Raw genomic sequence first — 23,062 nt, 5'->3', positions numbered from 1 at the left:
TACCCGGTGATTTTTCAGCGGGCGATCAAGAGTATCCGTTTCACAGTGTGACTAGTCAATGACATTTTCCGTATCACAAGGTCAAGCTGGTTCGTGTGTCAGCCTGTGCATGAAAATGGCCGGGCGCTCGCGCGGCCCGGCCATGGTGTAAATTATTGCAGTTCGACTATCATCCTGAGAGCTGCGGCATAGTCATTGCCGCTTAACGCATCTTGCCGCGACGCAGCAAGTTGACGATGCCCAGCAAGATGACCGCGCCCAGGAACGAGACCAGCAGCGAGGCGAGGCTGAAGTTGTCACTATTGATGGTGCTGGTGCCGAACAGCGGCGACAACAGCCAACCGCCGAGGAACGCGCCGACGATGCCGACCACGATGTTCAGGAAAATGCCTTGTTGTGCATTGGTCTTCATGACCATGCTGGCCAACCAGCCGATGATGCCGCCAATTGCAATCCAGATAATGAAATTCATGTGACTCTCCGCGCGGTGGATGAATGAGTTGCCGGTGCGTACGGCCTGCACCGGTATGGCAATTTGATGTTGATGCCGCACGATTGAAAAGTCCAGCGGATTAAGTAGTGCCACATGTTTTTTAATAAACCTTCCAGCGATTTAAAAATTACCCATGAGCACTTTTTAACGTTGGCGCGAATATGCCATTATTTGAAATTATCCTGCACCATACGCAGATTGCATATTATGAAATAATTACGTATTGTCAATTTCAACTCTGCGCACGCGCCACTTGCCTGGCAGCCGATCAGAGGGCTGAAGCACAGGGTGGGACGAGGAGGGGTAGGGTTGCCGGTGACAAAGTGCGTGGTGCGCTCGATGCCGTTCGTTGATCCATTTTTGACAAAATACGGACCAGCATCATTCTGCATGGCAATTTTTGATTGTTGCATATACGCTAAAAACTCACAAGCTCAAAATAATTTCAGGTACCATTCCACAATTGTTAAAAATTCCTCCGGGAATCCTGCACTACGGGCGGGCAATTGTGCCCCCCTTTTGAGTCATCAAACCATGAAAAACATTTTTCTGAGCCTTCCTCGCAACCAGAAGCGCCTGGTCGCTGCGACTGCGGATGCGCTTTGTCTACCAGTTATTTTTTATTTTTCGGCACTCCTCCAGACCCAGGGGCACAGCCTGCAGTTGCCTGCGCAGTACTTGTGGGTCGCCCTTTCGGCGGCGCTGATCTCGTTGCCGGTGTTCGTCAACTTCGGGCTGTACCGTGCAGTGATCCGTTATATTGACCAGAAGATCATCTTCACTGCCTTGCGCGCTGTTACTATTGCTACACTGATCCTGGCCGTAATGGGACTGGCCCTGCCAGGCTCTCTGTTTTCAGTTAAGACATTCATTATCTATTGGCTTTTCGCTATTCTTTACGTATTGTCAAGCCGTTTTCTGGCACGTGGTTTCCTGAGCCAGAATAGTCACCTCAACAAAACACGCGTCGCGATTTATGGTGCAGGGCAAGCCGGCAGCCTGCTGGCAAACGCGATCATGCCGGGCAACGAGTATTTGCCGATTGCTTTCATCGATGATGATCCGCAGCGTGTCAATACCATCATCCGTGGCATCAAGGTGTATCCATCGAGCGAGCTTGAACGGCTGGTCAAAAAGTACAACATCACCACCGTCTTGCTGGCGATGCCGCAACTGAGCCGCAGGGAGCAGCGCGTGATCCTGGACCGACTTGCCATGCTGACAGTGCGCATCAAGGTGACCCCGCCGATCAGCAACCTGGTCAAGGGCAATGCGCGGGTAGAAGACGTGCGCCAAATCGAAATCGAAGATCTGCTGAGCCGCGACGTGGTTGCGCCGAATACCGAATTGCTGTCAATTTGCATTACCGGCAAGTCGGTGATGGTGAGCGGTGCGGGCGGTTCCATCGGTTCCGAATTGTGCCGCCAGATCATTGCGCTCGAACCTAGCAAACTGATTTTGCTGGATATTTCCGAATTCGCGCTCTACACCATCGAGCAGGAGCTGCGCGAGATCCGTGCCGCCGGCGAGCTGAGCGTGGAGCTGGTGGCTTTCGTCGGTTCGGCGCTGGAAACGGAAAAATGCACGCGCATCATGAGTTCCTTTGCTGTCGATACCGTGTATCACGCCGCCGCCTACAAGCATGTGCCGCTGGTGGAGCACAATCCAATCGAAGGTATCCGCAACAATGCCTATGGCACCCTCAGCATGGCCAAGGCGGCGGTCGCGGCAAAAGTGACATGCTTTGTGCTGATCTCCACCGACAAGGCGGTGCGCCCGACCAACGTGATGGGTGCGACCAAGCGACTGGCCGAGCTGGTGCTGCAGGCGTTTGCACGCAAGGAGTCCGCTACCTGCTTTTCCATGGTCCGCTTCGGCAATGTGCTCGGTTCGTCGGGTTCGGTAGTGCCGCTTTTCCGCAAGCAGATTGCCGGTGGTGGCCCCGTTACATTGACGCATCCCGACATTACCCGCTACTTCATGACCATTCCGGAAGCGGCGCAGCTGGTGATCCAGGCGGGCGCCATGGGCACGGGTGGCGACGTCTTCGTGCTCGACATGGGCGAGCCGGTGCGGATCGCCGACCTGGCCGTGCGCATGGTGCACTTGAGCGGCCAGGAAGTCAAAACACCGGACACGCCAGCGGGGACCATCGAGATCAATTATGTCGGCTTGCGCCCTGGCGAGAAGTTGTATGAGGAACTGCTTATCGGCAGCAATGTCAGCGGCACCGATCACCCGCTGATCATGCGCGCCCAGGAAGCCGAATTCGAGTGGCCGGTGCTCCAGCAAATGCTGCAGCAGCTGGAGGACGCCTGTGGACGATTCGATCACAACGCGATTCGCCTGCATCTGCAAAAAATTGTCCAGGAATATGCGCCGTCATCTGATATTTCCGACAATATATGGTTGCAGGCTGGACAAAACGCTGCCGCCAACCGAGCCATGATGGAGGCAGCGAGCGTGGCACCAGTGGCAGCGATCAATGAAGCGATCATCCCCGCGATGCGCTGATTATGGCTGACTTCCCGGAGAGATCGATTCTATATCGTATATGGAAAGTCAATCCGGTCAGTCACCGCGAAGGTCGCCCAGCATGCGCACATCCAGCAGGCAATGAGCGTTTAAGTCAGTGTAACGTGGGGCATTAGTGCAACATGATATATTCTGCCTCGCGACCAAGATTTGTATGTCCCAGTTGCGCAAGCAGGATGCGTTGAAAGTTGCCGAATCAATCAGATGTTACATTGCGTAGGGTGTGATGATGTGACTAATGAATTTACAACGAATGTCGCATTAAAGTATTGACTATTTTAAAATTAATTTTCTTGTCTTCATGATTTAAGCTAAAATGGCGTGCTAAGTTATCGCCATCAGGCCCCTCTCCTAAACTGAATTCATCAATGACCAAAATCACCCGTTGCTTCGTAGCAGTAGTTCTAACAGTTGCTTCTATCGCTGCTTTCGCCCAGGATGGTGCTAACAAAGAAGAGATGTTTGGTCAAGCAAATACTTCTCTTGGTGCGAGTTCTGTTGCGTCAGAGACGCCACGGCGGGTTAATATTACCAATGTGGGTGCCAATTCCAACACCTCTGACACTAACGCAGAGGCAGACCTTGTGCCGTCATCGCGTGCTGCTGCGCTTGCCAAGCAAAAGTCATCGTCAACCAGTCGGAACCCGGAAGTCGGCACAAGTGAATTTCAAAAATTTATCGCCGACAGTACGGGTAAAATTCTCCCAGTGTTTGGTGCACAGTTTTTCGCGAATACCCCTGACACGTTTACTCCGATCTCAGGTGCGCCGGTACCTGCAGACTACCCATTGGGTGTCGGCGACGAACTGATGATACGCGGCACGGGTAGCGTCGATATCGACTATCGTGCAACGATTGATCGCAACGGTCAAATCTCGATTCCGACCATTGGTACGGTTTCGCTGGCAGGTGTCAAGGCAGGCGATGCGGAGTCAGTTATTCGAAATGCGGTTGGGACGATGTACAAGGGTGTAAAGATCAACGTCAATTTTGGTAAGCTACGTGCCATTACGATTTACGTTGTAGGTCAGGCAAATCGTCCAGGTACATACACAGTATCAAGCCTGTCGACTCTGGTCACTACACTGTTTGCCAGCGGTGGGCCTAATGCCAACGGCAGCATGCGCCACCTGCAAGTCAAGCGCGGCGGCAAGGTTGTGGCTGATCTCGATCTGTATGCCTTCATCGCCAAGGGTGATAAGTCCGCCGACATCAAACTGCAGGATGGTGATTCGATTTACATCCCTGCAGCCACAGGCCACATTGCATTGGTCGGTAAAGTGAATACGCCAGCAATTTATGAATTGCGCACTGCCAACGATACAATTGAATCCATGTTGGACGTTGCAGGAGGCATGCCTATCGTCGCCGATCCGCGCCGCGCTTATCTTGAGCGTATTGATGCAAGCAAAAATCAACCGCGTAGCGTAGAGCAGTTCGCGTTGACCGGCGAAGGATTGAAGCGGCCCTTGAAAAATGGCGACGTGCTCAATATCACCTCGATTACCCCCGACTTTTCGAATGCGGTCATCCTGCGCGGCAATGTGGATCAAGCCATTCGCGCACCATTCTTGCCGGGCATGCGCGTGAGCGATCTGATTCCTAATCGTGAGTATTTGATTACGCGCAATTCTATTAAACGTCAGAATAATGTAGTAAGCACAGGTGATAATGACAAGTCTACCAACGAAGTCGCTGGCAATATTGCATCACGTATCGGCGGATTGATTGACGAAATCAACTGGGACTATGCGGTAGTGGAGCGTATCAATCGTTCCGACCTGACCGTCAGCTTGATTCCTTTTAACTTGGGTAAGGTGTTTTCCAATCCAGCCAGCCCGGACAACGTACAATTGCAGCCAGGCGATACGGTAACCATTTTTTCCCAGCAGGACGTCGCAGTCCCGATGGACAAGCGCCGTGTATTCGTGCGCATTGAAGGCGAAGTGAATGTGCCTGGCGTGTACCAGATGAATGCAGGCGAAACACTGCAATCGTTATTGTCGCGTGCTGGTGGAACGACGCAGGATGCTTATCTTTTTGGGACTGCCTTTTATCGTGAGCAGGTTCGCGCCGAGCAGCAGTTAAACCTGGAAAAGGTGGCCTCCAAGCTGGAGACACAGTTGCGCATCGAGCAGTCGAAAAGTGCGGCCAATGTTAGAGCAATGACCGCTAATGATGCGCAGGCAGCAGAAGCACAACGTCAGTCTGAATTGCAAATTGCTAAAGAGAATATTGCGCGCTTTAAGCTACTGAAGCCTACAGGCCGCATAACGTTCGGTCTTGACCCAGCAGAGCGTTCATTTGCGCGTTTGCCACAACTGAAGTTGGAAAACGGTGATCGTATTGTTATTTCGGCAAGGCCAGATTTCGTTCACATATTTGGATCAGTCAATGCAGAGGCATCACCACTGTGGCGTGCGAACATGCGGGTGGAGGATTATCTGAAGATGGCCGGCTTGACAGCCGATGCAGATGCCGAAAATGTTTTTATCATGCGTACCGATGGCAGCGTTGTCGCACGTAACGCAAGTGCTTGGGCTTTTGGCGGTATTGGCGGCGTAATCGTCATGCCTGGCGACTCTATCGTTGTACCAGAAAAATTTGATAAAGAAACTTCCTGGACCAAATTTACCAAAGGTACACGCGAGTGGGCCCAAATTTTTGCTAACTTCGGCCTTGGTGCTGCGGCTGTGAAAACTTTGCGCAATTGATACGGATGCTGATTTTTGCAGATTTCCATATTTTTGGGTACGGGCATCATGAGATTGGCTGGCGCAAGAGGATAAACCAAAGGCACTGTGCGTCTGTATCGCGGTGCCGGAAATACAACAAGAAGTAGTTGCTTTAAGTTAGGCAAAGACACGCTGACAATACTTCGATCCTTGCCCGCTTTGGATTGGGAGTTATGGCAGAGTGATAGTCAAATAAAGTTTCAATTAGCAATGTTGCTTGAGCGACATTCCCTAGTGATTTTCCTGATAGCATCAGGACCAAATTGAGCGCCACCCGAAGATGAGTGAAATGCAAACCAATGCAACAGAATTAAAATCAGAGACGACTTCAACTGATGCCGATCTTATGGATTTGCTTATCATTCTAGCTAAGCACAAGAAACTTATTTTTCTATTTCCTTTGATTGCAGCAATCGTTATGGCTGGCGTAACGATGACGTTGCCAAATATTTACAAGGCAAGTACCAAACTTTTGCCGCCACAGCAGGCGCAGTCTTCGGCGTCGGCGCTGCTGTCGCAACTCGGTGGTGTCGCCGCTGCGGTCGGTGGCAGTGGAATGAAGAATCCCAATGATCTTTACATTGGAATGCTCAGAAGTCGCACTATTTCGGATCAACTCGCCAAAAAATTCAATCTGATGAGCGTTTATCAGACGAATTCAGCGGAGAAGGTGCGCAATATTTTGGCAGAAAATACCATGATCACCTCGGGGAAAGAAGGGTTGATCACGATCGAAGTCGAGGACAAAGATCGAAAGCTGGTTTCAAGTCTGGCGAATGGTTATGTCGAGGAGCTGCTCAAGTTGACCAAAGTGTTGGCCGTGACGGAAGCCGGCCAGCGCAGGATGTTCTTTGAACGACAACTGGAAATTTCGAAAAATAATCTTGAGGCCGCTGAAAAGACTCTGAAGGGTGCTCTGGATACGCATGGAGTGATCAGTGTGGACAGCGACAGCCGGGTGATTGTCGAAACGATCGGCAGGCTGCGTGCTCAAGTGTCGGCGAAGCAAATTCAGTTGGCTTCGATGCAGGCGTTCGTGACCGAAAATAATCAGGACTACAAACGGGCCCAAGAAGAACTGACCAGTTTGCGTTCGGAATTGTACAAACTCGAAAACGGCAGGCCGGAAACCGCTGCCCAGCAGAAGGGTAACGATAACCCGGTCGGGTTGCAAAATATCAAAATTTTACGTGATCTGAAATATAACCAAATGCTGCATGAATTGCTCTCTAAGCAATACGAAATGGCGCGTCTCGATGAGGCAAAGGACGTCTCGGTCATTCAGGTTCTGGATACAGCGATTGAGCCTGAGAATAAAGTGAAGCCTGCACGTCTGTCTCTAGTGGTAGTGGCGACTGTGCTTGCCTTGTTCGCAGCCATTTCATGGGCGTTTTTGTCAGAGTTGAAGGAGCGGGGGCTTCGAGTCCCGGCGCGTGCTGCTAAATGGCAGCGGCTCAAATCCTACCTGCGACTGCGGTAGTACTTTACGGGCCATGTCTTTCGTGTGAGAAGTGTGATACGAGACTTGCTCGGTTAAGGAAAAGTAGCCTTGTCGGTTTCATTGAAAAATTAGTTTTAACTACATTATTGCCCAAAAAATGAATAAAAAAGTATTGATAACTGGTGCCGATGGATTCATCGGTTCACATTTGACTGAACTTCTGGTACGCGAAGGGTATCAGGTAAAAGCTCTCTCTCAATATAACTCCTTCAATAATTGGGGTTGGCTTGAAGATGTGAATTGCATTAAGGAAATTGAAGTGCTGAGCGGCGACGTGCGCGATCCGCATTACTGCAAACATATCACCAAAGACGTTGATATTGTTTTTCACTTGGCTGCACTGATTGCCATTCCATATTCTTACGTGGCACCTGATAGCTACGTGGATACCAACGTCAAAGGGACGTTGAATATTTGTCAGGCTGCGTTGGAAAATGGCGTTGAACGGGTTATTCATACATCGACCAGTGAGGTATATGGAACTGCCCTGTACGTGCCGATCGATGAAAAGCATCCGCTGCAGGCACAGTCTCCCTATAGTGCCTCCAAGATCGGTGCCGATGCGATGGCCATGAGCTTTTATAACGCTTTTCATCTGCCGCTAACAATTGCGCGTCCTTTCAATACTTACGGTCCACGTCAGTCCGCACGCGCTGTCATTCCAACTATTATCGGTCAGATCGCCAGCGGCAAAAAAGAGATCAAACTCGGCGATGTTACGCCTACTCGCGATTTCAACTACGTGGCCGATACCTGCCGCGGCTTCTTGGAGCTTGCTCGCTCCGAAAAAGTCATCGGAGAAACAGTTAATATCGGATCGAATTTCGAAATTTCGGTCGGCGATACTTTGAACCTGATTCGTGAACTGATGGGTAGCGACGTCGAATTCATTACTGATGAGCAACGATTGCGTCCAGAAAAATCCGAAGTATTCCGTCTGTGGTGTGATAACGCGAAGATTCGTAGCTTGACCGGCTTTGAGCCCGAGTACAACATTCGTGATGGCCTGAAAGCGACCATCGAGTGGTTCCTGCGTCCAGAAAATCTGGCCAAATACAAAACCGATTTATACAACGTTTAAGTCCATTATGTTCGACACTCTCATCGAATTCATCCGCGATCAGTATCAGACCAAGGACTTCATTCCGCTGCACGCACCGGTCTTCAGTGGGCGTGAGCGGGAATATGTCCTGGAGACCATTGAATCCACTTTTGTGTCCAGTGTGGGCGCATTTGTGGACCGGTTTGAGCAGGATATGGCAAAATATACCGGTAGTCAGCGTGGGGTCGCTACCGTCAATGGTACTGCGGCGCTGCATATTGCCCTGCAACTGGCAGGGGTCAAAAGCGGCGAGCTCGTAATTACGCAGGCGCTGACCTTTGTGGCCACTTGTAATGCGATCGCCTATTGTGGCGCCGAGCCGGTATTTATTGATGTCGATCGTCATACCCTTGGCTTGTCTCCATCAGCGTTGCAGTCATGGCTCGCGGAGAATGCTATCCTGGATGCCGATGGGCTTTGTCGTGCCAAAGCGGACAACCGGATTGTCCGTGCTTGCGTACCAATGCACACCTTCGGTCACCCGGTTGAGCTGGATCTGCTTGTTGAAGTGTGCACCCAGTGGAACCTGGTACTGGTCGAAGACGCTGCTGAATCGCTAGGAAGTTTTTACAAGAACCGGCACACGGGCACCATTGGCGCCTTGGGCATGCTGAGTTTTAATGGAAACAAGATTATCACCACCGGTGGTGGGGGAATGATTCTGACCAATGAGGTACTTGGCGCACGTGCCAAGCATCTGACAACGACAGCGAAAAAGCCGCACGCTTACGAATATGTGCACGACGAAGTCGGTTACAACTATCGCTTGCCGAATTTGAATGCTGCGCTTGGTTGCGCGCAGCTGGAACAACTTGAGAAGTTTATCGAGGCCAAACGCGCACTAGCTGGCAGATATGCCTCCCTTCTTCAGGGCAGTGCGCTCCAGTTTGTTACGGAGCCTGCCGACTGCCGCTCGAATTATTGGCTCAATGCCGTGATTTGTGAAAGCGCCGCACACCGTGACGCTTTGCTTGCCGAGACCAATGGCAAGGGTGTCATGACGCGCCCCATCTGGGGGTTGATGAATACATCTCCAACTTACTCGCACTGCCTCAAGGGCGACTTGAGCAATTCTACCTGGCTTGAATCTGTGGTGGTGAATCTGCCAAGCAGCGTTCTATCGGAGTTTCTGCGATGAACCGTAAGGTCGCCGTTTTTACCGGGACGCGTGCGGAGTATGGTTTGTTGTATTGGCTGATGAAAGAGATACAAGATAGCGCCAAGCTAGAACTGCAGGTCATCGTCAGTGCGATGCATCTTTCTCCCGAGTTCGGCGACACTTGGAAGCTGATTCAGCAGGACGGTTTTGTGATCGATGCAAAAGTCGAGATGTTGCTCTCGTCAGATACCTCGGTCGGAGTGGTGAAATCCATGGGGCTCGGCACTATCGGTTTTGCCGACGCCTTGGAACGCCTGCGTCCCGACGTTTTGGTCGTTCTGGGCGACCGCTTCGAAGCACTTGCCATTGTGCAGGCAGCCTTGATCATGCGGATACCTGTTGCTCACTTGCATGGTGGAGAGATCACGGAAGGCGCCTACGATGATGCAATTCGACATGGCATCACCAAGATGTCCAATCTGCATTTCGTCGCTGCCGCCCCATATGCCCAACGTGTGATACAAATGGGTGAAAATCCGTCCACGGTGTTCAATGTTGGCGCAATCGGTCTTGATCATCTCTTGCGCAGTCCTTTTCTCAGCATCGACGAGCTTTCCGACAGCCTCGGTTTTGCACTGCGCGCGCCGTACATGCTGGTGACCTACCATGCTGCTACCGGGAGCGAGGAAGAGCCGAGCGCAAGTTTCGAGGGATTGTTGACCGCGCTCGACAAATTTCCTGATCACCAGATCATCCTCACATATCCGAATGCCGATAATGGTGGCCGCGCCATCATTCCGCTGCTCGAGACATTTGCGCGGCGCCAGCCTGGTCGGGTGCTCGCTATCCCTTCGCTCGGCTTCAAACGATATCTCAGTGTATTGAAGTTTGCCGCTGCCGTGGTAGGCAATTCATCAAGCGGCATCATCGAAGCGCCCGCATTCGATGTGCCTACTGTGAACATCGGTGTCCGGCAATTGGGCCGGCTGGCAGCCAAGTCAGTCATCCACTGCGAGCCCGACGCCGCTGCAATCGAGCAGGCTCTCGCACGGGCATTATCACCGGACTTCCTTGATTGCTGCAGCAACACGATCAATCCCTATGGTCAGGGTAATGCTGCGGGTGCTATTGTCGAAGTGCTTGAGTCGCACACGGGAATTTTTCAAAAACATTTTTACGACACACCATCACAATGACACGATCCGAGCTCGACCACGTTTACATTATTGCGGAGGCTGGCGTTAACCATAATGGTCAGCGCGACCTGGCGTTTTCCCTTGTCGATGTCGCTGCCGATGCTGGCGCCGACGCTGTTAAGTTTCAAACATTCAATGCCAGCAAATTGGCATCGAAAGACATAGCCAAAGCAGGTTACCAGCAAAGAAATACAAGTACCTCCGAAAGCCAGCGCGATATGTTACGCAGCCTGGAATTGCCACATGAGTGGCATTTCGAACTTCAGGCCCATGCCCGCAAGCGCGGCATTGAATTCATTTCGACCGCATTCGATCTCGATAGTCTCAGTTTCCTGGTACAACTGGATATACCGTTCTTCAAAATTCCTTCAGGAGAGCTGACTAACGGGCCGCTGCTCTGGCAGTTTGCCAGGACCGGGAAGCCGCTGGTCATTTCCACCGGTATGGCAACCTTGTCCGAGGTAGAAGAAGGCCTTGCGATTGTCGCCCATGCGTTGAGTGCTGCAGCCGAGCCCTCGGACATGGCCGAAGTCTGGCGTGGCTGGAGCAACCTTGATTACCGCAAAAAACTGCTTGGTCATGTTAGCCTGTTGCACTGTACATCCCAATATCCGACGCCGCTTAACGAAGTCAACCTGCGCGCCATGGATACGATGGCAGCGGCATTCGGTCTTGAGGTGGGTTATTCCGATCATACCAGTGGCATTCTTGTTCCCGTTGCCGCAGTGGCGCGGGGCGCAAAAATCATCGAAAAGCACTTCACGCTGGATCGCACGCTTCCTGGGCCAGACCATCGCGCATCGCTTGAACCTGCGGAACTCAAGCAGATGGTCAGCGATATCCGGGCACTGCAAACGGCTATGGGCGACGGCGGCAAAGCACCGCATGCCAGTGAATGGGACACCCGCTTTGCCGCGCGACAGCAAGTCGTTGCCGCTCGAGATGTCGCTGCCGGAGCCGTATTCAGTCGCGAAGATTTGACGACCGCCCGTAGTGGACGCGGGTTGCCACCCTCGTACCTGTGGGGCCTTGTCGGGGAAGTTACCAGCAAGTCCTATTGCGCTGGCGATGTGATTGAAAAATGACATCATCGCTGCCTCTGATCATGCTCGGTGCCGGTGGCCATGCCAAGGTGTTGCTCGCACTCGCAACAGCCCTTGGCTCAAAGGTAGCTGGCGTGTGCGATCCGGCATTGGCTCAGAGCGGATTGACGCATTGGCGCGGAGTTCCTGTATTGGGGAGCGATGATGCGCTGAACCAGTTCAGTCAGGATGATGTCGCACTGATTAACGGAATCGGCCAAGTGATTGGAAGCGGTGTGCGCGCCAAGGTATTTGCCAGATTCCGGGACAGGTTATTTCATTTTCCGCCGCTGCTTCATCCCGCCGCCTGGGTTGCGGCGACAGCCGAGTTGGGGGATGGTGTTCAGATCATGGCGGGAGCCATTGTTCAGCCGGATAGCCGGGTTGGGCCCAATACCATTATCAATACGCGTGCCAGCATAGATCATGATTGTCAGATTGGTGCCGATGTCCATGTGGCACCTGGCGCAATTTTGTGCGGCGGCGTCACGCTGGGGGACCGGGTTTTCATTGCCAGCGGCGCTACGGTGATTCAGGGCATTTCAATTGGTGCCGGAGCGATAGTGGGAGCAGGTGCGGTCGTGGTGCGTGATCTGGAGGCAGGCGCGGTCCTGCTCGGAACGAAGCCTCGCCTGCGCCCGCACGCGTAAGCTCGCAGAAAACTTCAAGGGTTCAACAACTCGCCATGCCCTGCTCAAGAAAATGGTGCGCGAAGGCGAATCGGTGAACGAACTGATGCATCCTATGATTACACAGAGCGAGTTCGGCGTTTAATTCAACGCTGATTCGAAAATATCTAAAAATTTATCTTTCGGGGTGGCCTGTTGCTTCAGCCACTTCCTTGTATGGAGAGCAACGGAAAATGAAAAATTGGGAAAAAACGCTGATTAGTCCTGAAACCACACTACATCATGCATTGGAAGTTATTGAGCAAGTTGGATGTCAGATCGCGCTGATCGTCGATTCGGAGCGACGCTTGCTCGGCACCCTGAGCGATGGAGATGTGAGGCGCGGTTTACTGAAGGGACTGGTACTGTCCGACAGCGTCACCACAGCCATGTACCCGACCCCACGATGTGCCCGGGATGACGAGGATCGCCAGTCTGTGCTGGCCAGAATGCGCCAGCTCGGCGTGCATCAGATTCCGCTGGTAAACCAGGATGGCATCGTCACAGGCTTGAACATTCTCGATGACTATCTCAGCGTGCCGTTGCGGGAAAATTGGGTGGTGATCATGGCTGGCGGACTAGGGAGCCGCCTGGCAGAATTGACACGCAATACCCCGAAGCCTATGCTCAAGGTAGGTTCGCGGCCGTTGCTCGAGACGATTGTTCGTAATTATGCAGAGCAAGGATTTCGCCGTTTTTACATCGCGGTTAACTTTAAAGCCGAGCAGATCCTCGACCATTTTGGCGATGGGAGTTCCTTTGGCGTCGAAATTCAATATCTGCACGAGAACCAGCGTTTGGGAACGGCTGGCGCCTTGAGTCTGTTGCCGGAGCGTCCGACCTTGCCATTTATCGTCACCAATGCTGATTTGCTGACAAAAGAAAACTATGGTCACATGCTGGACCGGCATCTGGAAACCGAAGCTGATGCGACGATGGCGGTGCGCAATTTCGAGATGCGCGTGCCTTTCGGTGTCGTGCGTTCGAACAATGGGCAAATTGAAGGCATTGAGGAAAAGCCGCTCCAGCAATTTATTGTGAGTGCTGGAACCTGCATCCTTTCTCCCCATGTGCTTGATCTAGTGCCGTCAGGGGAGTTTTATGACATGCCGACCTTGTTTGAGACGCTCATTGACAAACGTTTTTCCACTCGCAGCCATGTGGTGAACGGATACTGGCTCGATATTGGCCATCTGCCTGATTATGAGCGGGCCAATAGCGATTTCTTCGAGGTGTTCCAGTGAGCTTGGTCTTTCCCGAGAGTGCAACCTCCAATGGCGAAACAACGCGCGCGCTTGTTATTGGATATGGCTCCATCGGCCGGCGCCATGCCGAGGTGTTGACCGACCTGGGTTGTTCGACCGCGGTCTTGAGTCGTCGCACCATGGACCTGCCATTGGCATTCAATAATCTGTCCGAGGCATTGAAGGCGCACCAGCCGCAATATGTGGTAGTAGCTAACGAGACCGACCAGCATTATTCGGCGCTGGGCCAGCTTGCGCATTCCGGTTATGACGGCATCGTACTTGTAGAGAAACCGTTGTTCATGCATAGTGCGCCGCTGCCGGAAAACACATTCCGCGCCGCCTATGTCGCTTACAATCTGCGCTTCCATCCGATCATTTCACGCCTCAAGGCGGAGCTGGAGGGCGAGCAGATTATCTCGGTGCAGGCGTATGTCGGGCAGTATCTGCCGGACTGGCGGCCGGGCTCCGACTATCGCAGCTCGTATTCGGCAATGGCTGAGCGGGGCGGTGGTGTCTTGCGCGACCTGAGCCATGAGTTGGATTATCTGACGTGGATGTTGGGAGGATGGAACTCAGTTGCCGCACTCGGTGGACACTTCAGCGCCTTGGAAATTTCGAGCGACGATGTTTTTTCCCTGCTGATGACCACGCAGCGCTGCCGTGCTGTATCAGTCCAGTTGAATTATCTGGACCGTGTGGCAAAACGCTCAATCACGATCAACACAAATAGTCGCACCCTGGAAGCGGACTTGATCAAAGGAACGTTGATGATCAATAAAGAGGAAGAGTCATTCCAGACCGAGCGTAATCTCACTTATCAAGGCATGCACAAGGATGTGCTGGTTGGAAACAGCGAAAAGGCGTGCACCCTTGGCGAAGGAGTGGATACATTGCGTTTAATCGAGGCTGCCATGGAAGCGGCAAAAAAAGGAAAATGGGTAATCAAATGAGTCGTATCTGTACTATTTGCGCCCGTGGCGGGTCGAAGGGCGTTCTCGGGAAAAATGTCCGTATCATGAACGGAAAGCCGTTGATTGCACACACTATTGCACAGGCAAAGGAGTCCGGCCTGTTCGACGCCATCGCGGTCAGCAGCGATTCCGCGGAGATTCTGGCGATAGCAGAAGCTTGCGGAGTAAACTATCTGATACGGCGTCCTGACGAACTTGCGACGGATTCGGCGGCCAAGTTGCCGGTAATTCAACACGCAGTGGCGGAGGTCGAGCGGCAGCGTGGCGAGGTGTTCGACACATTGGTCGACCTCGACGCTACCTCGCCGCTTCGGACTGTCGATGATGTTCGCAATGCTGTAGCGCTGTTGGAAACGACCGGTGCCGGCAATGTGATCACTGCAATGCCAGCACGACGTTCCCCCTATTTCAACCTGGTTGAAGTTGATGCAGAGGGCAAAGTGAATCTTTCGAAACGTCCAGCCCAGCCTTTTGTACGACGCCAGGATGCACCTGCATGTTACGACATGAATGCATCGATCTATGTATGGCGGCGCGATATCCTTTTCACGTCACCGTCGCTTTTCAACGATGACACGAAACTGTATGTCATGCCTGAAGAGCGGTCGATTGATATCGACTCCGACCTGGACTTCCGCTTTGTGGAGTTTCTGATGACTCAGCCCGCGCAGGAGCTCGAATGACTATCTCGTTGACGAATAAAGTAGTACTGGTAACTGGTGGTGCCGGCTTGTTGGGACAGCAGTTTTGCGCCGCAATTGCACGCTGCGGCGGAACGGCCATTGTGGCTGATCGTGATTTCGATCGCGCCGATCTGGTCGCTGCGCAGCTTGCAAGCGACTATTCCGGACGCGTATCGGCAGCCGCATTGGACATCACCAACAAGGACTCGATCATCAGTTGCATGCAGACGGTGCGCGAACGACATGGCAAGATAGATGCTGTGGTCAACAATGCGTATCCACGCAATGCCGCTTACGGCCGTAAGCTGGAAGACGTAAATTATGCAGATTTCTGTGACAATGTCAGCATGCATCTGGGCGGTTACTTTCTGGTAGCGCAGCAATTCGCCGCGCTGTTCCGCGAGCAAGGACATGGCAATATCATCAACATGTCTTCCGTATACGGTGTCATCGCTCCACGTTTTGAAATCTACGAGGGCACACCGATGACCATGCCTGTCGAATATGCCGTCATCAAGTCGGGTGTCGTTCATTTGACTCGCTATATGGCCAAGTATCTCAAAGGCACCGGTATTCGCGTCAACGCCATCAGTCCTGGTGGTATTGCTGATCAGCAACCTCAGGCGTTTCTTGACAAATATAACGCTTCGTGCATGAGCAAGGGAATGCTGAACAAGGACGATATCACCGGTACTCTGGTGTTTCTTTTGTCTGATGCTTCTGCCTATATCAATGGACAGAATCTGACGGTTGACGATGGATTCTCCTTGTAATTGCCTCCAATTTAAATTCAACGAAGAAAAACATGAAACAATTAGCGATCATTGGTGCTGGCCAGCTTGGCAGCCGTCATCTGCAAGGCCTGGCGAAATTGTCTCAGGAATGCGAAATTACCGTTATCGATCCAATGCCGGCTTCTCTGGAAGTGGCCCGTCAGCGGTTTGACGAGATGCCAAAGAATGAATCGATTTGTAGTGTGCGGTACGAAACTGAGATCGACGCCTTACCGACCAGTTTGGATTACGTGATTATTGCCACCACTGCCGATGTCCGCTTGGGAGTGCTGAAAGCGTTATTGGCGCGTACGACCGTCAAGTTCATGCTGCTGGAAAAAGTGCTGTTCCAGAATATTGATGAATATGCCGAGGCAGATGCCTTGCTGAATGCGGCTGGCGTACGTGCCTGGGTGAATTGCCCGCGGCGCGCCTTCCCCCTCTATGCGCAGGTGCAGGAATTTTTCGGCACGGATCCTGTTCATTCGCTGTCAGCTGTCGGTGGCAACTGGGGGCTCGGCTGCAACAGCATCCACTTCCTGGATTTGTTTGCGATGCTGACCAATGAATTGCCGTCGGCACTCAGTCATGCAGATCTGGACGAAAAGTTAATTCAAAGCAAACGGAAGAACTTCATGGAGTTTACCGGCTCGCTGCGTGGTCGTTTTGGTAATGCAACGTTTGAAGTGACTTCAATCGCAGACTCGGCCTCAAAATTGCTAGTTACGATCAGATCAGAGACAAGATCCTGCGTGATCGATGAGTCTGGCGGGATCGCCTTCTTCTTCGATGGCAAGGCGTGGGAACAGAAGTCGGTGACGCTGCCTTTCCTGAGTGAGCTTGCGACAACACTGGCAACGGCGATCTTGACCGACGGCGATTGCGCTCTTGCAACATTTGAGCAGTCGCAAGCATATCACTTGCCACTGCTACGTGCTCTCGGTGCACATGCTCATCAATGGAATGGCACGCCAATCGACTTTTGTCCTGTCACCTGAGTCTCTGAAAAATTTTCATATTTATATTCTATTTGATTGAGTGAATTCTATGACCTTGAATGAAAAGGTACTTTTGGTAGGCGCAGGCCCGATGGCAATCGATTATGCCAAAATTCTCGCTGCTTTAAACACCGATGTCGTGGTGATTGGACGTGGGCAGGCATCTGCCAGCGCCTTTACTGAAAAAACCGGTATTGCGGCAATGACAGGCGGATTGAGCGCCTACCTTGGCATGGCCGCTGATGTACCCGCTAGCGCCATCGTGGCAGTCGGAGTCGAAGCGCTCGCCGAGTCCACCCTGCAGTTGCTACGACACGGTGTTCGTCGCATTTTACTGGAAAAGCCAGGCGCACTGACTGGCCTTGAAATTCGTGAAATTCAAACGCTGGCGGCTGAAAAAAATGCTGATGTTTTCATCGCTTATAACCGCCGTTTATATGCCTCTACGCTGAAAGCCCAAGAGATCATTGAGGCGGACGGCGGCGTTCAGTCGATGCATTTTGAGTTCACCGAGTGGAATCACGTTATCCGCAATCTGCCGAAGGCCGACGGCGTGAAAGAGGCCTGGTTGCTTGGTAACTCCACCCATGTAATCGACCTGGCATTTTATCTGGGTGGCACGCCAATTGAATGGCAGGCATTTACCGGCGGCGGGCTAGACTGGCATCCGGCGGCCTCGATTTTCTCCGGAGCGGGAAGAACCGACTGTGGCGTTCTGTTTTCATATCAAGCCAATTGGGATGCGCCCGGCAGATGGGGTGTTGAAGTCATTACCGCCAACTCTCGACTGATCTTCAGGCCAATGGAAAGCTTGCAAATCATGCGCAAGGGATCGGTAGCGATCGAATCGGTTCCCATCGACAACGCACTGGATCAGGAATTCAAACCGGGTCTGCACGAACAGGTGCGCAGATTCCTTGTGAACGACTTGGCCAGTTTCTGCACGCTCGCGGAGCAGGTGGAGAAATGGGAAATTTATACAAAAATCGCAGGTTACCCTCCGACCTGAGCACGACTCCCCGATGGCTTTTTTGTTTTGTGAGTATTTTTGATGAGTTTGAGATACAAAATTTTGTTTATCACGGATTCCCTGGCATTCCCGCGCGCGGAGCCAGAATTCGTATCGTACGAGGAAACTTATATTGCGTACCTCAAGCATGAATTTCCGGATTGCGATTTTATTCATCAAGGCCGCGGTGGTGCGACAATTGTCGATCTTTTCACGCACACCGCATATTTTCATGAAACTTTGCGCGCTGACTTGGTTTTTATTCAGTCAGGTATCGTTGACTGCGCGCCGCGTGCATTGACGGTAATGGAGCAACATGTTGTTTCGCGTCTGCCAGTGCTTGGTAGACTGTTGACGAGCTTGGTTAAAAAATATAGCCGCTGGCTACGCAAGAATCGGAAAATTACGTATACCTCGGTTGACCGATTCTCTGCCTATATCAAGAAATTCGAATCACTTTTTCCCAATGTTTATTGGATAGGTATTTTGCCGGCCACTGGAGATTACGAAGCAAAGATTGAGGGAATTCAACAGAATGTTGAGATATATAACAATGTTCTGCGTAAAACGCAAATGATCGAGACCACCATGTTCAAATCGATCGATATCATGTCGGATCACCATCACCTGAATGCTGCGGGCCACCGCAAGATGTACGCATCCCTCGCAGCAATTATCCGCAAGGAGTTGTCCTTAAAAGAACCAAATGATGTGGACAAGCGTCCAGCATCAACATACATCCCGGCAATTCACCCGGCAGCGAGTTCAGATGTCAGCTGAACAGTCACATGGTGCTAACCCTGCCGCTGCAAGCGCCACTGAAGATAAAAAAGTAGTCGTGCGTCATCGTTTTCGTGCGCTGCAACATATCATCAATCATATAGGTGTCGCCGTCGCCAGCAAACTGGTTCCGGTCGCTTCAATCTTCATCTATAGCCATTACATGTCGGTGTATGACTACGGTATTCTGAATCTGTCCGCATCCTACTTGTGGATACTCGGAATCGTGATGACCTTGAATCTGCACACTGCCGTCGGACGATATATTTATACCGAGTCAAAAGATTTTGATCAGTTTTTTGGCTCTACGCTTTTATTGATTGGGGGCATATTTTCAGTTTTCGTCATTATTATACTCACCAATCTGGCTAGATTCGAGGAGTTGATGTCGCTGCATCGAAATATCATTTTTCTGATGTTGTTCATCGTACTCGGTTCGATAGCGGAGTCAATATTCAGCCAAATTGCAATTTATTTACAGTCGAGCAGGGCGTTGCTCATTGGTGTCGCGGCCAAAGCGATCGGCACGCTCTTGCTCAGTATTGTATTGTTATTTTACATGGAAAAGGATAAATACTTTGCCGTTCTTTACGCAGATGCCGCGATCAGCCTTGTTTTCCTGATTGCAGTAATGTACTCATTGAGGGAGCGAATTCGGCTAGTGATTTCAATGAGTCATGTGAAATACATGATGCATTATTCGCTACCTTTAATTCCATACATGTTATGTTTGACCCTCCTCTCACAATTTGACAGGGTGATGATTGATCGTTATTTCGGGAAGCAAGAAACGGGTCTGTATAGTCTCGTTTATAATGTCGGCATCCTGATGCTCATGATTGTGACGGCGTTGTTAAATGTGTTCAATACCGCATTTTTCGACGGGATTAACAAGAAAGACTATGCGCGAGTCATCAGGGATTCAGACTCGATTTTTGCCCTTGGTTTGCTTACCACGGCAGTACTGGTGTTGTTTGGTGAAAATATTTTTGCTCTCCTGGTTCCTGAAAAGTATGCACCTGCCTTGAATATTATTCCTGTCGTGGCGATTGGTGGTCTGTGCTTCGTAATTTTTCAGTTATGGGCCAGATTAATTGCTTATGTCAACAAGACATACTTTCTTTCCTTCGTCGCCATCTTTGCAACTGCCTTGAAGATCGGCTTAAATGCGCTGTTATTGCCGTTATTCGGTTATAAGGTTGCAGCAATAACGACCGTAATTGCATATTTAACCATGAGCCTGCTTTGTGTCTGGGTCGTGAATTCGGTTGTCAATTTGTTTCCAGTTAAAATCGCCGATAAATTGCTTTATATTTTGTCATTTTCATTGATTGCGCTATTCTTTACTTATGTGCCTATGCCTCTTGTCTTTCAAAATGTTTTGAAAGTGGTTCTCATCATCTTCATTGCCGTGCACCTGAAGGATAAAATTCTTGGCCTTTTGTCGCTCCGAGATGTCGCGCGTCATAATTAATTCTGTAGAAGAAAAGAACATAACGTGAAATTTCCTTATTATTGCATGATGTTGCTGTTGCTCAATGCCTTGATGCTAACGATGCCATGGGGTAGTATATATTTGTCTCTCATCATTGCTATCACCTATATGATGTACAGGCCGCAACACGTGCTGCACCCGAATAATATGATTTTTGCATTCTATGGCCTGTACGTTATTTTGTCCAGTACCTTGAATTTGATTCTCTATGCTATTCATTGGGAATACGTTTTGCCATGGGGGCAACTGATTTTTTGGGATTTGATTTCAAAAAAGACTTTATTTCAGGCTGAATTCACTTTTCTGATTTTATATTTTTCGTTTTATCAATTTACAAAGGTACCTCAGAGCATAGTGAGCGCGCCGCCGCGGTCGGTCGTGATCAAGCCACTCATTCTTACCCTCCTTTATATCTGGACTTGGGTTTTGGCCCTATGGTTCATTCAAGTGACAGCAGGGTTTCCTGCATGGATCAATGATTACAGCGCCACTTATCTGTCGATGCGTGAAGGCCATGGACTGCTGAATGTCATAACGATTGTATTTGGCAATATTACCGTGTTTTTGCTGGGCTTGAAGACATATTATTCAAAAAATAAGCGCTGGATAATTGTGGCTGCTTTGTTGGTCATGATGCCGCTTTCATTCATTGCCGGTATCAAGAGCCGCTTCATTTTCTTGTTGGTGATTTTTCTTTCTCCATATTTCATGCGAATGGTGTTCAGTATAAAATACCTGGCGATATTCTCATTCTCTTTTTTCATCTTGCTCTATCTTGGAACATTGATTCGTACAGAAGGATTTTACGCGTCAGCCCCCTTTTTTCTTGAAATGTTGATTGGTTATTTTAATTCGTTTCAGTTGCATGACAGTATCGTGATCAGTCGTGACCCAGGTCTTCTTCAAACCGTGTTTCAGATTTTCACCAAGCCTTTGCAGACTCTGGGTTTTATAACTGATTTGGATGCGAATTTCGATATAAGTGTCATGCTGACCAAGGAATTTTTTCCGGACCAATGGTACCTTGAACATGCGACGCAGCAATGGCCATTGGATACTGAACTTTATTTGAATTACTATGGGATTTATTTATCCTGGCTTCCATTGCTTGTTTATACCTACTGCGTTTCGATGTTGTATCGTCATGCCGTACTGAAGCGCAACTACAATCTGGTTCCTATTTTTGTTATGGAATTTCAAAGAATTTTTAGTACTATGCGCGGAACGTTGGTTCCTTGGGAAGTTTTTATTTATGTCGTTCAGTATTTATTGATATATGTTTTTTGTAGGTTGGCGATTAAAGTCGGCCCTGTCGCGGCAAAGGTGCAGAATGCAGAAGTTAAAGTCAGTTGAAAGCCGCGTTACGGCTATGTCGATGAGAGCAAAAGCACCGCTTTGGCAGCGTATACGCATGGCGTTGGAAAATGAGCGCTGTCTTGATCTGCAGTATCGGCGCATGCATACAAACCTGGTGTCAGATGCGCAGGTACCGAATTACAAAGTAATGAAGCAGTTGGCCTTGCGTAATCGTTTTGGCGCCTTGTACGGTGTCTTTATTGCTCTCGCTGTTATGTTGACGCCAGTGCTATCCTGCTTTGAATGGGTATATTCTTTTTTGCTGCTGTGTCGTCCGCGTAAGCGCAGGCCATCCCAAGTCGCCGTGCACGTGATTCCTACGACGCCGGGCAATATTTTTCTGGTCGACGCTGCTTTGAAAAGCGTAAACACTAAGGGTATGGATGCATGTGATTCAGATCTGATGCGTTTGTCTCGCTTGGTGAGTGAAGTCGGCTTTGCAGGCGTATTGCGCTGCGTCGTGGCGCACACGCGTCTGCTTTGGTACGCTTTACGGCTCCCGGCAGGACAGCGTCGAGACATGATACTGCACACGCGTGATGCATTCAGGCTGATCATGTTGGCACATTATGCTGAAACGCATCCGGAGCACACGTTCGCAACCGATGATCACTATCAGCGGTGGGCCTATTTGCTTTCTCACAGCAATAGCAATCTTTTGATTGCCCAGCATGGATTTCTTGATCCGGCTATTGTGTTTTCCCATCCGTTTGGTGAAGCTGCATGTATTTGTGTGCGCGATGCCTCATTCGTTCCTTATTTTGAAAAATATTATACGGCTCGAAAATTTCAGATTTTTTCGCCACCTGTTTCATTGACTGATAATCCACTCTCAGGCACAGCTATTTTTCTCGCTTCATCGTTTCCATCGATTCAAGAGGAAATTGATCTTATAACATCCATTAAAAAGAGGGTGGATGTTCCGATCATTATAAAATTTCACCCCTCGCATTCGTACGATGAAAAAAAATTGGTATTGTCTTCCATGGCTTCGTATGTTTGTGATACAACTGAATACCCGGCTTGCAAGGTGTTTGTCAGCTACGGCTCGTTCATGGAGTACGATTACCGTGCCATGAATACCCAGGTTTTCTCGATCGTCGCGCAAGGTGGCGCCGCGCAAACTGCGAACGCCATCGTCGATTTCATGGGGCAAACCTGAGATGGTCTGCGGTTCGTTGCGCGCATGCCGCGCGGTGAGCAAGGCGATGCTGCCCTGAAGTGCCGCAGAATGCAGCTCACTTGGGGCAAAAGGGGTCTACGAAAGCTAATCTGAGCTCTGCGTTAGACTCTATTCCTGTTCTTTTGGGGTCACATTGTCGTATCCTAATATCGTTTC

19 protein-coding genes are annotated in these 23,062 nt (G+C 50.5%); 18 read left to right on the top strand and 1 reads right to left on the bottom strand.

Annotated features, from left to right (window positions below):
- Positions 1–202: 202 nt before the first annotated feature.
- The gene (locus tag CD932_RS08790) at positions 203–472 is read right to left on the bottom strand and encodes a GlsB/YeaQ/YmgE family stress response membrane protein (RefSeq protein ID WP_094442305.1); all 270 of its coding nucleotides are present in this window, start codon (positions 470–472) and stop codon (positions 203–205) included.
- Between the two features lie 555 nt (positions 473–1,027).
- Here CD932_RS08790 and CD932_RS08785 point away from each other — a divergent pair.
- The 18 genes from CD932_RS08785 (at position 1,028) to CD932_RS28130 (ending at position 22,885) form a co-directional block, all read left to right on the top strand.
- Positions 1,028–3,007, top strand: a complete 1,980-nt coding sequence (locus tag CD932_RS08785; RefSeq protein ID WP_094442304.1) for a nucleoside-diphosphate sugar epimerase/dehydratase — start codon at positions 1,028–1,030, stop codon at positions 3,005–3,007.
- Between the two features lie 389 nt (positions 3,008–3,396).
- Positions 3,397–5,742, top strand: a complete 2,346-nt coding sequence (locus CD932_RS08780; protein ID WP_254926528.1) for an SLBB domain-containing protein — start codon at positions 3,397–3,399, stop codon at positions 5,740–5,742.
- A 310-nt stretch (positions 5,743–6,052) separates the two neighbouring features.
- Complete coding sequence (locus CD932_RS08775) at positions 6,053–7,243, top strand: Wzz/FepE/Etk N-terminal domain-containing protein (protein WP_254926527.1); 1,191 nt, start codon at positions 6,053–6,055, stop codon at positions 7,241–7,243.
- A gap of 118 nt (positions 7,244–7,361) precedes the next feature.
- Positions 7,362–8,345, top strand: coding sequence for an NAD-dependent 4,6-dehydratase LegB (locus CD932_RS08770; RefSeq protein WP_094442302.1), 984 nt, complete (start codon positions 7,362–7,364; stop codon positions 8,343–8,345).
- A gap of 7 nt (positions 8,346–8,352) precedes the next feature.
- Complete coding sequence (locus CD932_RS08765) at positions 8,353–9,504, top strand: LegC family aminotransferase (protein ID WP_094442301.1); 1,152 nt, start codon at positions 8,353–8,355, stop codon at positions 9,502–9,504.
- The gene (gene neuC, locus CD932_RS08760) at positions 9,501–10,661 is read left to right on the top strand and encodes a UDP-N-acetylglucosamine 2-epimerase (protein ID WP_094442300.1); all 1,161 of its coding nucleotides are present in this window, start codon (positions 9,501–9,503) and stop codon (positions 10,659–10,661) included. The genes CD932_RS08765 and neuC overlap by 4 nt, the downstream gene beginning before the upstream one ends.
- Positions 10,658–11,746, top strand: a complete 1,089-nt coding sequence (gene neuB / locus CD932_RS08755) for an N-acetylneuraminate synthase (RefSeq protein WP_094442299.1) — start codon at positions 10,658–10,660, stop codon at positions 11,744–11,746. The genes neuC and neuB overlap by 4 nt, the downstream gene beginning before the upstream one ends.
- Complete coding sequence (locus CD932_RS08750) at positions 11,743–12,393, top strand: acetyltransferase (RefSeq protein ID WP_094442298.1); 651 nt, start codon at positions 11,743–11,745, stop codon at positions 12,391–12,393. Before neuB ends, CD932_RS08750 begins: the two co-directional genes overlap by 4 nt.
- A 212-nt stretch (positions 12,394–12,605) precedes the next feature.
- Positions 12,606–13,655, top strand: coding sequence for a nucleotidyltransferase family protein (locus tag CD932_RS08745; protein WP_094442297.1), 1,050 nt, complete (start codon positions 12,606–12,608; stop codon positions 13,653–13,655).
- Positions 13,652–14,608 (top strand): Gfo/Idh/MocA family protein, encoded by a 957-nt coding sequence (locus tag CD932_RS08740; RefSeq protein WP_254926526.1) that lies wholly within the window; start codon positions 13,652–13,654, stop codon positions 14,606–14,608. The genes CD932_RS08745 and CD932_RS08740 overlap by 4 nt, the downstream gene beginning before the upstream one ends.
- Positions 14,593–15,312: an acylneuraminate cytidylyltransferase family protein gene (locus CD932_RS08735; protein WP_254926525.1), complete on the top strand. Its 720-nt coding sequence runs from the start codon at positions 14,593–14,595 to the stop codon at positions 15,310–15,312. Before CD932_RS08740 ends, CD932_RS08735 begins: the two co-directional genes overlap by 16 nt.
- Positions 15,309–16,085 carry an oxidoreductase gene (locus CD932_RS08730; RefSeq protein WP_094442295.1) on the top strand — a complete coding sequence of 259 codons (777 nt, stop codon included), beginning with the start codon at positions 15,309–15,311 and terminating at the stop codon, positions 16,083–16,085. Before CD932_RS08735 ends, CD932_RS08730 begins: the two co-directional genes overlap by 4 nt.
- 32 nt (positions 16,086–16,117) lie before the next feature.
- Positions 16,118–17,083: a Gfo/Idh/MocA family oxidoreductase gene (locus CD932_RS08725; protein ID WP_094442294.1), complete on the top strand. Its 966-nt coding sequence runs from the start codon at positions 16,118–16,120 to the stop codon at positions 17,081–17,083.
- A 49-nt stretch (positions 17,084–17,132) separates the two neighbouring features.
- On the top strand, positions 17,133–18,092 hold the full coding sequence (locus CD932_RS08720) for a Gfo/Idh/MocA family protein (protein WP_094442293.1): 960 nt from the start codon (positions 17,133–17,135) through the stop codon (positions 18,090–18,092).
- Between the two features lie 42 nt (positions 18,093–18,134).
- On the top strand, positions 18,135–18,872 hold the full coding sequence (locus tag CD932_RS28135) for an SGNH/GDSL hydrolase family protein (protein ID WP_141213211.1): 738 nt from the start codon (positions 18,135–18,137) through the stop codon (positions 18,870–18,872).
- A complete protein-coding gene (locus CD932_RS08715; protein WP_094442292.1) occupies positions 18,799–20,346 on the top strand; it encodes an oligosaccharide flippase family protein in 1,548 nt (515 codons plus the stop codon). The genes CD932_RS28135 and CD932_RS08715 overlap by 74 nt, the downstream gene beginning before the upstream one ends.
- A 24-nt stretch (positions 20,347–20,370) precedes the next feature.
- Positions 20,371–21,720, top strand: a complete 1,350-nt coding sequence (locus CD932_RS08710; RefSeq protein ID WP_141213210.1) for a hypothetical protein — start codon at positions 20,371–20,373, stop codon at positions 21,718–21,720.
- Positions 21,698–22,885 (top strand): hypothetical protein, encoded by a 1,188-nt coding sequence (locus tag CD932_RS28130; protein ID WP_141213209.1) that lies wholly within the window; start codon positions 21,698–21,700, stop codon positions 22,883–22,885. The genes CD932_RS08710 and CD932_RS28130 overlap by 23 nt, the downstream gene beginning before the upstream one ends.
- Positions 22,886–23,062 lie beyond the last annotated feature (177 nt).

It is taken from the genome of Janthinobacterium sp. PC23-8 (assembly GCF_002250505.1).
In the GTDB taxonomy this organism is placed as follows: Bacteria; Pseudomonadota; Gammaproteobacteria; order Burkholderiales; family Burkholderiaceae_D; genus Janthinobacterium.
This window is presented reverse-complemented; position numbering and strand designations above follow the sequence as displayed.